The organism is Streptobacillus ratti, assembly GCF_001891165.1.
GTDB classification, from domain to species: Bacteria; Fusobacteriota; Fusobacteriia; order Fusobacteriales; family Leptotrichiaceae; genus Streptobacillus; species Streptobacillus ratti.
Map to the genome: position 1 here is coordinate 1 of NZ_LKKW01000002.1, position 15,301 is coordinate 15,301.

At 25.2% G+C, this 15,301-nt stretch carries 13 protein-coding genes; 4 read left to right on the forward strand and 9 right to left on the reverse strand.

All coding sequences use genetic code 11. The features are described from left to right. Window positions 1–253: 253 nt before the first annotated feature. From sppA to BT993_RS00565, 4 genes are read left to right on the forward strand one after another with little or no spacing between them, the layout of a single operon-like run. Window positions 254–1,888 (forward strand): signal peptide peptidase SppA, encoded by a 1,635-nt coding sequence (gene sppA, locus BT993_RS00550; protein WP_158007919.1) that lies wholly within the window; start codon window positions 254–256, stop codon window positions 1,886–1,888. 6 nt (window positions 1,889–1,894) lie between these two features. Beyond that, complete coding sequence (locus BT993_RS00555) at window positions 1,895–4,111, forward strand: ATP-dependent helicase (RefSeq protein WP_167359427.1); 2,217 nt, start codon at window positions 1,895–1,897, stop codon at window positions 4,109–4,111. After that, window positions 4,111–4,671 (forward strand): YiiX/YebB-like N1pC/P60 family cysteine hydrolase, encoded by a 561-nt coding sequence (locus BT993_RS00560; protein WP_072592733.1) that lies wholly within the window; start codon window positions 4,111–4,113, stop codon window positions 4,669–4,671. The genes BT993_RS00555 and BT993_RS00560 overlap by 1 nt, the downstream gene beginning before the upstream one ends. A 1-nt stretch (window position 4,672) precedes the next feature. Further along, the gene (locus tag BT993_RS00565) at window positions 4,673–5,527 is read left to right on the forward strand and encodes a DUF4300 family protein (protein ID WP_072592734.1); all 855 of its coding nucleotides are present in this window, start codon (window positions 4,673–4,675) and stop codon (window positions 5,525–5,527) included. Between the two features lie 33 nt (window positions 5,528–5,560). On the opposite strand, the gene eno is transcribed toward BT993_RS00565, so the two are convergent. From eno to BT993_RS00610, 9 genes are all read right to left on the reverse strand, one after another. Then, window positions 5,561–6,859, reverse strand: coding sequence for a phosphopyruvate hydratase (gene eno / locus BT993_RS00570; RefSeq protein ID WP_072592735.1), 1,299 nt, complete (start codon window positions 6,857–6,859; stop codon window positions 5,561–5,563). A 75-nt stretch (window positions 6,860–6,934) separates the two neighbouring features. After that, a complete protein-coding gene (locus tag BT993_RS00575) occupies window positions 6,935–7,951 on the reverse strand; it encodes a MupG family TIM beta-alpha barrel fold protein (RefSeq protein ID WP_072592736.1) in 1,017 nt (338 codons plus the stop codon). A gap of 20 nt (window positions 7,952–7,971) precedes the next feature. Beyond that, entirely contained in the window at window positions 7,972–8,757 is a 786-nt protein-coding gene (locus tag BT993_RS00580; protein ID WP_072592737.1) for an alpha/beta hydrolase, read from the reverse strand. A gap of 18 nt (window positions 8,758–8,775) precedes the next feature. Further along, complete coding sequence (locus BT993_RS00585) at window positions 8,776–10,182, reverse strand: PTS transporter subunit EIIC (RefSeq protein WP_072592738.1); 1,407 nt, start codon at window positions 10,180–10,182, stop codon at window positions 8,776–8,778. Window positions 10,183–10,198: 16 nt separating this feature from the next. Beyond that, on the reverse strand, window positions 10,199–11,038 hold the full coding sequence (locus BT993_RS00590; RefSeq protein ID WP_072592739.1) for a MurR/RpiR family transcriptional regulator: 840 nt from the start codon (window positions 11,036–11,038) through the stop codon (window positions 10,199–10,201). Continuing rightward, on the reverse strand, window positions 11,022–11,915 hold the full coding sequence (murQ, locus tag BT993_RS00595) for an N-acetylmuramic acid 6-phosphate etherase (RefSeq protein ID WP_083557336.1): 894 nt from the start codon (window positions 11,913–11,915) through the stop codon (window positions 11,022–11,024). Before murQ ends, BT993_RS00590 begins: the two co-directional genes overlap by 17 nt. 105 nt (window positions 11,916–12,020) lie before the next feature. Beyond that, window positions 12,021–12,638 (reverse strand): ABC transporter ATP-binding protein, encoded by a 618-nt coding sequence (locus tag BT993_RS00600; protein ID WP_072592740.1) that lies wholly within the window; start codon window positions 12,636–12,638, stop codon window positions 12,021–12,023. Window position 12,639: 1 nt separating this feature from the next. Then, complete coding sequence (locus BT993_RS00605; protein WP_083557337.1) at window positions 12,640–14,217, reverse strand: ABC transporter permease; 1,578 nt, start codon at window positions 14,215–14,217, stop codon at window positions 12,640–12,642. Next, window positions 14,208–15,218, reverse strand: coding sequence for a Fe(3+) ABC transporter substrate-binding protein (locus BT993_RS00610; RefSeq protein WP_072592741.1), 1,011 nt, complete (start codon window positions 15,216–15,218; stop codon window positions 14,208–14,210). Before BT993_RS00610 ends, BT993_RS00605 begins: the two co-directional genes overlap by 10 nt. Window positions 15,219–15,301: the final 83 nt, after the last annotated feature.

Below are 15,301 nucleotides of genomic sequence, written 5' to 3' on the forward strand. Positions count from 1 at the left end.
TTTTGTAGTAGAAACACTTAGATTTATAAAAATTTTCACATATATTTCATAGATTACAAATTGCTTTTAGGCAATATATATGTTATGATAAATAATAACAAAAAAGAAAGGAGATGTATGATAAAACTATATCATACAAATTTTTATGTTTAAATTTATTAAGAGATTTTTTATATATACTATAAAAAAAATATATTCTTTTTTTATATACATTACTTTACTAATATTATTGATAAGTACAATAATGGCTGGAATGTTTAATAAAGAGGTAATAAATGAAGATTATACCAATGTGTTAATTTCAGATATATTCATTCCAAGTGATGATAAATTCACAAATTCTATAAAATATATAGATGGTAAAAATATTACATTTTCAGAAGTATATAATTCACTTAACATTATTTCTGGTGATGATAAGGTCCAAAAAATATTTATTGATTTAGATAATACAGCTTTTTCAGCTTCACAATTAGAGGAATTAGAACCTGTATTTAATAAAATAAAATTGGCTAATAAAAAAATATATGCTTATGGTAGTGAAATAAATAATACAAACTATAGTCTTGCTACTTATGCTGATGAAATTATTATTCCAGAAACACAAAATGCAGATATCAATTTAACTGGATATTCAAATAAGAATATGTATTATAAAGAGCTGTTTGATAAATATGGATTTAAAATGGAAGTAATACATGTTGGAAGTCATAAAAGCTTTGGACAAAATTACAAAAGAAATAGTATAAGTGAAGAAGAAAAAGAAACTATTACTAGAATACTTGATAAAAGATTAAATTTATTCATAGAAAAAAATGCTAATGCGAGAAAAATTAAACCAGAAATATTTAAAGAAAAATTATTAAATGGTGAATACGCATATATTAGTCCTGAAAAAGCAAGAGATTTAGATTTAGTAGATAAAATAATGTTCTATGAAGATTTAGCAGAAAAAATTGAATTAAGAAATGATAATACTATATCTTTAGAAGATTATTCTAAAAAGAAAATAAAAGAAATTAATACTAGTTCTAATAAAATAGCCGTAATTTATCTTGACGGAGAAATTACTGAACAAAGTAATTCATCAGCACCATATATTTCTTACAGTAATTTTGAACAAAAATTTGAAAAAGCTGAAAAAATAAATGGGTTAAAAGGTATAGTAATAAGGGTTAATTCTCCAGGAGGTTCTGCTATAGAGGCTAAACAGATATATAATAAGATAAGAAAATCAGAAGTTCCTGTATATATATCTATTGGAAATATTGCTGCAAGTGGTGGTTACTACATATCTAGTGCTGGAAATAAGGTATTTATAAACCCATCATCTTTAACTGGATCTATAGGTGTTGTTTCAATAATACCTAAATTTTCAGGTGCTTTAAATAAATTAGGTATAAATATAGATGGTGTAGAAAAAGGAAAATACACTAATTTACTAAGCCCTTATAAAGAATTAACAGATGAAGAAAGAAATATTTATCAAAGAAAACTTAATGATGTTTATTCTGAATTTAAAAATGATATATTGAAAAATAATAGTAAATTAACTCCAGAATCTTTAGAAGAAATTGCACAAGGAAAAGTTTGGTTAGGTAGTGAAGCAATAAAATTAAATTTAGTTGATGAATTTGGTGGACTTCAAGATACAATAAATGCACTTCAAAAAGATTTAGAGCTTGATAACAACTATAACATAGTTAATATATATTCAGAAAAAAATTATGAAGATGTGTTTTCTATGTTTGACAACTTATTAATTAAACTTAAACTAAAAAATAAGAAGATTTTAGTTTTAAATGAATTAGAAGAAAAAATACAATTTATAATAAATCAAAAAGGTAAGGCTATGTATTATTCTGATATTTTACCTTTTGAATTTTAAAGGGAGATGAATGAATTGAGTATCTTAGATAACTTAAATACACAGCAAAAACAAGCTGCAAAGTTAGTTGAGGGACAAACCTTAATACTAGCTGGTGCAGGAAGTGGAAAAACAAGAACACTAACATTTAAAATTGCATATATGATAAAAGAAAAAAATATTAACCCTAGAAATATTCTAGCATTAACATTTACAAATAAGGCTGCAAAAGAAATGAAAGAAAGAGTTGAAACATTAGTTGGAGATAATAATGATGTATTAATCTCTACTTTTCACTCTTTTGCTGTAAGATTATTAAGAACTTATTCTGAAAGAATAGGATATACAACTAATTTTAATATTTATGATAATAATGATCAAAAATCTATAATAAAAAAGATTTTAAAAATCCAAGGACTTGATAAAAAATATAAGGAAAGTCAAATTATTTCAAAAATAAGTAGACTTAAAGAATTAGGTTTAAACTATACTAATCTTGGACAAGAATTAGATATGAACTTACCTTTCAACAGAGAATTTAAAGAAATATTTAGAGAATATCAAGAAAAACTTGAAAGAAGTAATGCAATGGATTTTTCTGATTTATTAGTTAATGCAAAAGCTTTACTTGATGATGAATATGTTTTAGATAAAATACAAAATAGATATATGTATATATTAATTGATGAGTATCAAGATACTAATGAAATACAATATCAAATTGTTAAAAAAATTGCAAAAAAATATATGAATATATGTGTAGTTGGAGATGAAGATCAAAGTATTTATGCCTTTAGAGGAGCTAATATACGTAATATATTAAATTTTGAAAAAGATTATCCAAATGCAAATACTATTAAACTTGAACAAAACTATAGGTCAACTCAAACTATATTAGATGCTGCTAATTCTGTAATAAGAAATAACAAATCTTCTAAGGGTAAAAAATTATGGTCAGATAATAATAAGGGAGAAAAGATTGGTATTTATACTGCTATAAATGTTGAAGATGAAGCAAACTTTATATCTGATAAAATAAATGAATTAAAAATTAGAAAAGATAAAAAATACAAAGATTTTACAGTGCTTTATAGAACAAATGCTCAATCAAGGGCAATAGAAGAAAGCCTTATGCAAAACAAAATACCATATAAAATATATGGTGGATTAAGATTCTTTGACAGAAAAGAAATTAAAGATTTACTTTCATATTTATTATTAATAAATAATACTAAAGATGATTTAAGTTTTGAAAGAGTAATAAATTTTCCTAAAAGATCTATAGGACCTAAAACTATAGAAGTTTTAGCTCATATTGCTTCAAAAAATCAAACATCACTTTTTGATGCAATATTACAAATAGAAAATGAAATTTCAAGTAGTGCTAAAAGTAAGCTTTTATCTTTCAGGAGTTTAATAGATAAATATGTTACAGCTAAAGAAGATATGACAACTTCTGAGATATTAAATGATTTAATGGATGATATAGACTATAACTCAGCACTTGAAACATATGATAATAAGGAAAATAGAGAAGAAAATATACAAGAATTGGTAAATTCAATAATTACAATAGAGGAAGAAACAGGATTTTTATCATTACCAGAATATTTAGAAAATGTAGCATTAAATTCTCCCTCAGATAATTTAGTTGAAGAGGAAAATTTTGTTAAATTAATGACTATACATGCTTCAAAAGGACTTGAATTTAACACAGTATTTTTAGTAGGTGTTGAAGAGGGCTTATTCCCTAATGATGATAGTAACTTTGTAAGTGATGAACTTGAAGAAGAAAGAAGAATATTCTATGTAGCTGTTACTCGTGCCGAAGAAGATTTATATATCTCTCATTCTCTTGAAAGAAAAACATGGGGGTCTATGACTAACTATTTTGTTAAACCATCAAGATTTATAGGAGAAATACAAAAAGAACTTAAAATGGAAATATTTAATCCAAATAACAGAAAACCTAAATTTGATAATGATAATGAAGTAGTAAGATTTGTTAATCCAAATAAAAAATCTATAGAAAACTTTAACCCATTTAAATTTATCAATAATTCTAAAACGATAACTCCTAAAGTGGATACATCATTTAAAATTGGAGAAAAAGTTAAACATAGTGAATATGGTCAAGGTATAATTAAAGAGATTACACCTAAATCAATAACAGTTAATTTTTCTATAGGCTCAAAAAAAATTGCTCTTAAATTTGCAGAAACATTTTTAGAAAGGATAGAATAATGAAAAAAATATTATTGATTATTGCGATATTTTTCTCATTTAATGTTTATTCATATAATTTTAATGATTATCATTGGTATACATTTAAATATGTCAATAGAAATATACAAAAATTAAAACCATTTGATATTATAGTGCTAAATAAAGGAAAAGAAATTACTCAACAATTTGGACATTTATTTATACTTAATAAAGATAAAAAATTAGTTGAAATTAAAGGACTTGATGACTATTTTTCAGATAGTCCTATATATTCATTTTCACATATAGATAATAGAAAAATTACTGTTTTAAGGTATAAAAAGATGAATAAGGAACTTGAAGAAGAAATTGAAAAAATACTTCCAAAGTACTATAATAAAAAATATCATATTTTTGTAGGTAATGATCCAGATAATCTATATACCTACTGTTCAAATTTTGTATATAACATATTTCTTGAGGCAAGTAAAAATTTAAAAATCGATGAAATTGAATTAGTTAAAAACAAATACCCTATACTACCTTTTAATTTTTTAGATAGTAAAGAGTTAGAAAATATATATTTGGGAGAAGAATAAAATGAGAAAAATATTAATTACCATTATTACACTTATTACACTATTTTCTTGTAATAAGATGGTAAATAAAGATAAAATTATGTATAGTAATTTAGCTGGAGAAAAATCACAAAAATTTATAAAAGATGTATTACTTAAAAATGGTATTAAAGAAGAAAATGTAAATTCTTTCTTAAGTCAAGTTAATTTATTTAATGATACAGTTGAAAGTAAAGAATTAATTGATGAATTTAAAGATATTGATAATCCTGAAAAAATAACATACAATATTGAAGATATGATAGATAAACTTACAGAAAAATATCCAAATTTTGTAGGTTGTAATTGTAGAATTACATCATTTACATTAATAAATGATGTTATAAACATTGAAAATACTTCAAAAATAAATGGAAGTTCAAATTTTCTATTCCTTGATAAAGATAGTTTAGAAAATATACCATTAAATTTAAACCTAGAAAAAGATAAATTTTTAGCACTGTATACTGACATACCTACAGAATTAACTAAAGATTATAATGTACATCTAAAAAATATACAAAATGAATGGAAAAATAGGAAAATATCATTTAAAGATTCAAATGTTAGTATGATATCTGTAGTATTACACAGTGATTTAGACGAACCAAGTATGCTATTTATAGGTCATATAGGTATACTTATAAAGGATAATAATAAATTTATATTTATTGAAAAATTATCTTTCCAAGAGCCATATCAAGTAATCATATTTAATAATAAGGTAGAACTTAATGATTACTTAATGTCAAAATATGATAAATCATTTGACCAACCAACAGCTCATACTATATTACTTGAAAATGATAAATTATTAGAAACATATAAAATAAAATAAGAAGGAAAGTGCTTTCCTTCTTATTTTTATTTACTATCTTTTGATTGTATATAATGAATCTAATCCTTTATATAAAGCTTCTCCAGCTAAATCATCTTCTATTCTTAATAATTGATTATATTTAGCAATTCTATCAGTTCTTGAAGCTGATCCAGTTTTAATTTGTCCAGCATTTGTTGCTACAGCAACATCAGCTATTGTATCATCTTCTGTTTCTCCTGATCTATGTGAAACAACTGCTGTATATCCAGCTTTTTTAGCCATTTCAATTGCATCTAATGTTTCAGTTAATGTTCCAATTTGATTTAATTTAATTAAGATAGAGTTAGCAATTCCTTTTTTAATTCCTTCTTCTAATCTCTTAGTATTTGTAACAAATAAGTCATCTCCAACTATTTGTATTTTGCTTCCTAATTTTTCAGTCATTAATTTAAATCCGTCCCAATCATCTTCTGCTAATCCATCTTCAATTGAAACTATTGGATATTTGTTACATAACATTTCATACCATGCTACCATTTCTTCTGAAGTTCTTTCAACTCCACCTTCTCTTTTGAATACATATTTTCCAGTTTCTGAATTATAGAATTCTGATGAAGCAGCATCTAAAGCGAAAGTAATATCTTTACCTAATTCATATCCAGCAGCTTTAACAGCTTCTGAAATTATATCTAAAGCTCCTTCAGTTCCATTAATTTTAGCTGGTGCATATCCACCTTCATTTCCTACATTAGTAGAATCTCCGTTAGCTTTTAATAATTTTCCTAAATGATGGAAAATTTCAGCACCCATTCTTAATGCTTCTCTATAAGTTTTAGCTCCAACTGGTTGTACCATAAACTCTTGAACATCAACTGCTGAATCAGCATGTGATCCACCGTTTAAAATGTTCATCATAGGAACAGGTAATTCTTTAGCATTAACTCCTCCTAAATATCTATATAAAGGTAACCCTAATTGATTTGCTGCTGCTTTAGCTACTGCTAAAGATACTCCAAGTATTGCATTTGCTCCTAATTTACCTTTATTTGGTGTTCCATCTAAATCTATCATTAATTTATCTATAGCAACTTGGTCTAATGCGTCCATACCAATTACAGCTTCTGCTATAATATCATTTACGTTTTCAACTGCTTTTAAAACACCTTTTCCTAAGTATCTTGATTTATCCTCATCTCTTAATTCTACAGCTTCATGTATACCTGTAGATGCTCCTGATGGTACAGAAGCTCTTCCCATAGCTCCACCCTCTAAGTAAACTTCTACTTCAACTGTAGGATTACCTCTTGAGTCAAGGATTTCTCTTGCATAAACATTTTCAATTATTGTCATTTTAAAACCTCCATTTTTTGTTTTTTCACATTGTTAATTATATCACAGTAAGGAAAAAAAAACAAGTAAATGTAACTATATAAATACAAACTTTTTATACTTTTTAATATATTTTAAAAGCTCTAAATCTTCACAAATAATTTTAGTAAGTTTATCCCTTTTTTCATCGATACCCAATTTTTTTAAAGCTATCTCTAATTCCCCTGAATATCTTTTATACATTTCATTACTAACTAATACATCTCCAATTTCTATTTCTTCTCCACTAATTAATTCATCTCTATTTATATTTTCAAAAATATATTTTTCAAATTCTTTTCTATCGTGAACCATATTTCTAACTACATAATCTGATGAATCTATTCTATCTTCAAAAATCTTATTAATTAAAACTTTTTTTGAAATTCTAAGTGGAATTATTCCCTTTGTTAAATATTCTAATTCTTTCCAATTTTCTTCTTTTAAATCAATATCACCAACTAAAACAACATCTGTATCATTATTAAATAATTCTAATGCTGAAGTTAATATCCTTTTATTTCTATGCTCCTCTAAAGTTGGTAACCCTTCAAAAACTGGTCCTCTTTTTTCATCTCCAGAAATAAATGCCATATTTAATATTCCATAATTAGAATATTTTCTATTTTGTTCTTTCAAAAATTCTAAAGATATTCCAGTATATTTTTTAGGATAAAAATTATGTAAACTTAAAATATTAGTAAAATCAACTTTTTTTGATTTCATATACTCTAAATCTTTCTCACTTAAAACACTTGAATTTAATACAACTTTATTATTTTTACTAAAATCTATAATTTCATCTAATGTATATCCATCATCTATCCTATAATATACATTTTTATTTGTCTTAAGAATATTTTTACTATTTCCATTAATATCTACTATTAACTTTAAATCATTTTCCAAACATAATTCAATAATTTCATTAATTTGTTTTTCCTTATCAACATCTTCCTCTTGAACATTTAAAGATGTAAATACAAACTCTGAACCATATTTTTTAGCTTTTAAAATAATATCCTTATTTTTTTCTAGTTCTGTACTCAAGTATATTGAAAATCCTATTTTCATATATTTATTCTCATTTCTTTTTATTTATTAAAATTCTCTACAAAAAATAGTGTTTGATATTTAATTGAGTTTCCCCAATATGTCCAATTATGTATACCAGCTCTTTCTATATAGTCATGATTAATGTTTAATGATAATAGTTTTTCATGTACCTTTCTATTAACTTCAATAAAAAAATCGTCAACTCCACAATCAAATATTATATTAGTTTTTGTAAATAATAGTTTATGTACTAATGAATCTATGTTATAATCATCCCAATTATTATTAATAACCTTAGAAATTCCCCAGTTACCTTTAAATTCTTCTGGAATTAATCCACCACTCATACTACCTATATTTCCAAATACATTTTGATTATTTAATCCTATAAAAAATGCTCCATAACCACCCATACTTAATCCAGTTATAGCTCTATTTTTAGATTCTTTAATAGTTGAATACATATTATCTATATTTTCTATTAATTCTTTTGAAATAAAAGTTAAATATTTTGATTTTTTATTAACTTCTGAATCAACATACCAACTATCATAATTTCCATCTGGCGAAATATATATAATATTATATTTATCTGCCAATTCACCTATAGGAGTTTTTTCAACAAAATTTTTATTAGAACCAGACCAACCATGTAAAGTGTAAATTACAGAATACTTATTATCCTTACTATATCCATCAGGTAATACTACTGTAACTGGTATCATTTTATTCATAGATTTTGAAAATATTTTAATATCTTCTCTTTTAAATGAATATACAAAAGTTGTCAAAAATAGTAAAAATATTAATAAATATTTTTTCATATTATCTCTCCTAATATATTATTCTCCATAAATTTCATTTATTCTTTCTTCATCTACTCCAAATAAATATGTTAATAAAAATCCACCTATATATGCTCCTACCATAGCTATTAAGTATAGATGCCATGTTCCAGGTTTAACTATTAATAATCCAAATAACCCTGATACACCTTGAGTTATTGTACCAATTTTAAATAATGATGCAAGTAATCCACCAAATCCAGCACCTAAACATGCTGTTATAAACGGTTTACCTAAAGGTAAAGTAACTGCATACATCAATGGTTCTCCTATACCTAAAATTCCAACTGGAAGTGCATCTCTTGTAAGAGTTCTAAGTTTATTATTCTTAGTTTTGAAATAAATTGCAAGTCCTGCTCCAACTTGTCCTCCACCTGCCATCATTAATATAGGTAATAAATAATTAATTCCAGCTGTAGGACCATCAGGTGAATTTAATAATACATGTATTGGTGTTAAAGCTTGATGCAACCCAACTGAAACTAAAGGTAAGAATCCAGCTGATAAAATATATCCACCAGCTATACCAAATTTATTATACACTATATCAAGTATTATAAAAATTGAACTAGTGATATAAGTTCCTAATGGTTGAATTAATAATATTGCAATAAATACACTTATTAATAAAGTAAATAATGGTGTAAAGAATGTATCAAGCATTGTAGGCATAATTTTTCTAATACTTCTTTCAAGTTTAGCAACTATTATACCCATGAATAATGATGCAAGTAATCCACCTATACCAGGAGAAAAAGCTTTATTAACTATAGGTAAATTTAAAGGAACATCATTAACTTTTAAAAGTAATGGATGTGCTGAATTTCCAACAAATAAAGCACCAATAATTCCACCTAAAATGGCTGTCCCACCAAATTCTTTAGCTGTATTCATACCTACATAGATAGCTAAATAAGTAAACATACCAAAACCTATTGTTTTAATCGCTGCAAACCACCAATGTCCAGCAAATGCACCTTTAGTAGTAACATTAATAACATTAGTTAATCCTAATATTAATCCAGCTGATATTATTCCAGGTAATAAAGGAACAAAAACATTAGCAATTTTTTGTAAAAACTGTTGAACTATTCCATTATGTTTAGATTTATTAATTTTTTTATTTTCATTTGCAACATCTTTAACATCAAAAGATCCTAAAGATATTCCAGTTAATTTAGTAAATTCTTCTCCAACTAAATTAACTTTTCCAGGACCTAAAATAATTTGGATAGTATCAGATTCAACAACACCTAGAACTCCATCTATTCTTTTTATAGATTCAATATCAACTGTTTCTCTAATACCTACTCTTAATCTTGTCATACAAACTGAATTACTTACAATATTTCCTTTACCACCCAAGACTTCAAAGATTTCTCTTGAAATTTTTTTAGCATCCATAAATTCATCTCCAATCCTATTTTATTTTATTTATTTTTGTTTCATTAATTTTAATACTTACTTCATCAAAATTCATATTTGAATATTTTAAATATATTACATCAATTAAATTTAACATTGAAATTCTTGAGTAAATAGCTGCACTTCTTTTTAGTGATTCTCTTGAAGTTACATATAGATTATGATTTGCTCTTGATGCTACTTCATTACTACCATACATTGTTATAGAAATTGTTTCTATTCCTCTATTTCTAAGAACTTCACTAATCTTTATTATATCTTCTGTCATACCTGAATATGAAATAACAATTGCTAAATTATCCTCAGTACTATTTACAGCTTGTATATATTGTAAATCAAATGGTCCAAAGGCATTACAAACTTTTCCAATTCTCATAAACTTGTATTGTGCATCTAAACATACTATATGTGATGCTCCAATTCCATAGAAATCTATTACCCTTTTCTTTCTAATTAAATCTACTACTTTATCTATAATTGAAGGATCTTGTAATAATTTTGTTTCTTGTAAAGAATTAATACTAAGTTTACTTAATTTTTCTATTATCATTCTTGTATCATTATTTCTTTCTATATCTGCATTTTCAAATACTAATCTTGACTGTTCTAAATTAGCTAATTCTTCTATCATTGCTAGTTTAAATTCTTGAAAACCACGTAATCCTAATTTTTTACAAGTTCTAGTAACTGCTGAAACACTAGTAAATGTTTCCTTAGCAATTCTTCTAGCATCAGTATTTCTTATACTTTTGTAATTATTCATTAAATATTTAGCTATATCTTTTTCACTAGATGTAAAATCATTATTTTCTCTAAGTTTAACTAGTATACTCATGTATCAACCTCGCTATATTATAATTATATTGTTTAAGTTTCTTTTCAGCATCTTCTTTTTCCATTTTAAGTAATATCATTGCTATTGCTACTTTTACACTCATACCTGATTTTTCAAGATATATTTCTGCTTCTTCATAACTAACATTAGTAGTATTCATTAAAATTCTTTTAGCTCTCTCAATTAACTTAAGATTAGAAGTTTTAATATCAACCATATATCCTGAAAATACTTTACCTCTTTTAATCATAACACCTGTAGATATCATATTTAATATCATTTTTTGTGCAGTAGCTGATTTCATTCTAGTAGAACCTGTTACAATTTCAGAGTCAACTAAAACTTCTATAGGAATATCAACATTCTGTGATAATTCTGAATTTTCAGAACAAGTTATACTACCTGTTAAAGCTCCTATTTCTTTTGCATATTCAATTGCCCCTAATACATATGGTGTTCTTCCTGAAGCAGTTAATCCTATAACAACATCATCTTTGGTAAGTTTAATTTTTTCAAGATCCAATCTTCCTTGATTGGGATTATCTTCTACATTTTCTTGAGCCTTAAACATTGCTTCTTTCCCACCAGCCATTAAACCTTGAACTGTTTCAAAGTCAACACCATAAGTTGGTGGACATTCTGAAGCATCAAGTACTCCAAGTCTTCCTGAAGTTCCAGCACCAATATAGATTATCCTATTTTTTTCTACAATGGCATCTATTAATTTAGCAACTGATGGCAATACTTTTTCAACACTATATGCAACTTTTTTATCTTCATCATTTATCCTTTTAACTATTTCATAACTATCCTGTAATTCAATATTTTTACTATTTTCATTATTTTTTTCTGTTGATAATTTAGAAAGATCTAACAATATACTCACCACCTTTACATTAATTAATATAGTATACCTCGATTTTCAAATAAATCAATTTATATTAAAACTTATTTCCAAAATAAAAAGTAGAAGATAATTCTTCTACTCCATATTTATTACTCTATCTGCAATTATACTATCATTTAAATCATGGCTTACAATTATAGTTGTAACTCCAATTTTTCTTAAAATATCTTTTAATTCTAATCTTAATTTTTCCCTTAATTCTATATTAAGTGAAGAAAATGGTTCATCTAGTAATAAAAGCTTAGGTGTTACAGCAAGTGATCTTGCTAGTGCTACTCTTTGTTTCTCTCCACCTGATAATTCATGAGGATATCTTTTTTCATAACCTTTAAGTTCTATTAATTCTAATAATTTATCAACCTTTTCTTTTTTTTCTTCTTTTTTTAATTTGGACAGTCCAAATGAAATATTTTCATACACATTTAAGTGGGGAAATAAGGCAAATTCTTGAAATAAATAACCTATATTCCTTTTTTCTATTTTTTCATTTGTAATTTCTACTTCATCTAAAAATATTCTACCTTTTTTTACTTCTTCTAGCCCTGAAATTAATCTTAATAAAGTCGATTTTCCAATACCTGATCTTCCTTTTATCATAAGTATCTCTCCCTTATCAACATAAAAAGAATAATTATCAATAATTAATTTCTTATCATATGAAAAACTTACATTATTAAATTCTAAAAAATACATATTAATTTTCCCCTTTCATGTCAAAATAGTTATATATACCTATTAATACTAAGGTAATACTTATTAATATTAGTGCAGGAACACCTATTAACACCAATTCTTCATCACTAGCATAATTTTTAATTTGTATAGATAATGTTGTATTGGTTAATAGAAGTGCTGCAAGTGGCATCTCCTTTATTATTTCTATAGCTAATAACAATGTTGCTGATATTATTGCAGTTTTCTGCATAAATATATCAACTTTAAAAAATGTTTTTAATTTACTCATACCTAATAGTCTTGAGCTTTCATGTAAACTATTACCATTTTTTTCAATACTTGATTCTATAGGTGTATAAGCCAGAGATAAAAATCTTGTTGTATATGCAAATATCAATATTAATGGACTTTTAATAAGAGTCATACTTTCAGTTATACCCCTATTTATTAATATTAAATCTATCCCTATAAATATATATAAAAAACCTATTGCAATTACTGACCCAGGTATAGAATATCCCACTGAACTAAGTTTATTTATTATCCATTTTCTTTTATTTAATCTATTAACATTAGTTAAAAACAGAGCAACTATTAATACAAATATTGCAGTGTAAAATAGGATAAATAAAGTATTTCTAGTATTTATTAAAACATCTTTAATATAAACATAACCAATAGAAAGATATATCCATCTAAAAATATACATTATTGGGAATAATAAAGTAAAGAAAAAAACTATAAAGAAAAATGACACTACTAAAACGTGTTTTATTCCTTTTAATTTCTCTCTTTTTATCTTAGTATTCTTCTCTGTATGATACTTTATTTTTCTTCTACCTAATTTTTCAATAAATAAAAAAGATAACACAATAGTTATTAATATTAACGATAATTTATTAGCTCCGTCTAAATCATAATTATTAATCCAACTATCATATATACCTGTACTAAAAACTCTAATACCAAAAAAGAATGGAACACCAAAAGCATTTAAAGTTTCCATAATCACTAACATTAATCCAGTTATTATTGCTGGTCTTGATACAGGTAATATTATTTTATATAAAGTTTGAAAAGTACTTTGTCCCAGTAGTTTAGATGAATATATTAAATCCATAGAAATTCTTTTCATATATGCCCTTGATGTAATATATACATATGGATAAAAAGAAATAGAAAGTATTGCTATTGCCCCTTTTATATTTGCAATATCTAAATACATATTCACACCATTTTTTTTCAAAAAAATATACAATGGTCCTGTTAAAAAATCTACATAAATGTATGCAAATAGATAACTAGGTATTGCAAAAGATAAAAAATTAGTATATCTAAAAAAATTTCTAAATTTAAAATCATAAAAAGTTTCAAAATAAGCTAATCCTACTCCAATAATAAAAGTAAAAAAAACTGTTGGAAATAGTATAAAAACAGTGTTTATAACATATTCTTTTAATAAATATTCAAAAATATGATTTGTTAATTCACTATTAGGTTTAAAACTATTTATAATAATATAGATTATAGGGCTAATAATTAGCCCTATTAATATATGTGATAGTATTTTCCAAACGTTGATTTTTCTTATTTCCAATTTGCTTTATCTGCAACAAATTTAGCTTTTTCTAAATTTTGCCCTATTTTATCAAAGTCAATTTTAGAAGTTTTAAATTTACCCCATGATTCAACTACTGGACTTAAAATCGTTTTTGGATTTACTGGATATTCATAATTTTCATGTGAATATACCATTTGTGCATATTGGTCTGTTAAAAATTCTATAAATTTAATAGCATTTTCTTTATTTTTACTATATTTAGTAATTCCTGCTCCTGAAAGGTTAATATGTGTTCCACCATCTTTTTGATTAGGGAAGAATATTTTTAATTTTGAAGCAACTTCTCTTTCAAGAGGGTCTTTAGACACTGTCATTCTACCCATATAGTAACTATTCATTATTGCTATATCTCCTACACCTGCAAGAACTGCTTTAGCTTGATCTCTATCATTACCTTTAGGTTCTCTTGCAAAATTTTCAGTAAGTTTCATAGCCCATTCAGAAGCTGATTTTTCACCATTTTTAGCTATCATAAATGCAATTAAATGTTTATTATATGAACTTCCAGAACTTCTTGTTAAAATTCTTTTATCCCATTTTTTATCTGCTAATGCTTCATAAGTTGAAAGTTCTTTTACATTAACTGTTTCAGGATTATATACAAATATACGTGCTCTATATGTTAATCCTACCCAATTATTTGCTTTATCTCTAAAGCTAGCAGGAACATTACTTAACACTTTTTTTGATTTAATTGGTTGTAATAAGTTTTTCATTTTTGCAGTATATAAATCTCCAACACCAACAGTTATAAATACATCAGCATCTGTTGATTTACCTTCTAACTCCAATCTTTTAATTAAAGCTGAAACATCTGAATTTTGTACTACATTTACTTTTATTCCAGTTTCTTTTTCAAATTCAAGATAAATTGATTTATCTGAATCATAATGTCTTGATGTGTATACATTAACTACACCACTAGCAAGCATTAAGTTTGTTGCAAAAACAGTAATTAATAATACTAGTTTTTTCATTAATTTTGACCTCCAAATAGTTTGATTACAAAAGCATTATATCACAATTTATTTTGAGTGTAAATAAAAAGTATAAATAAAAA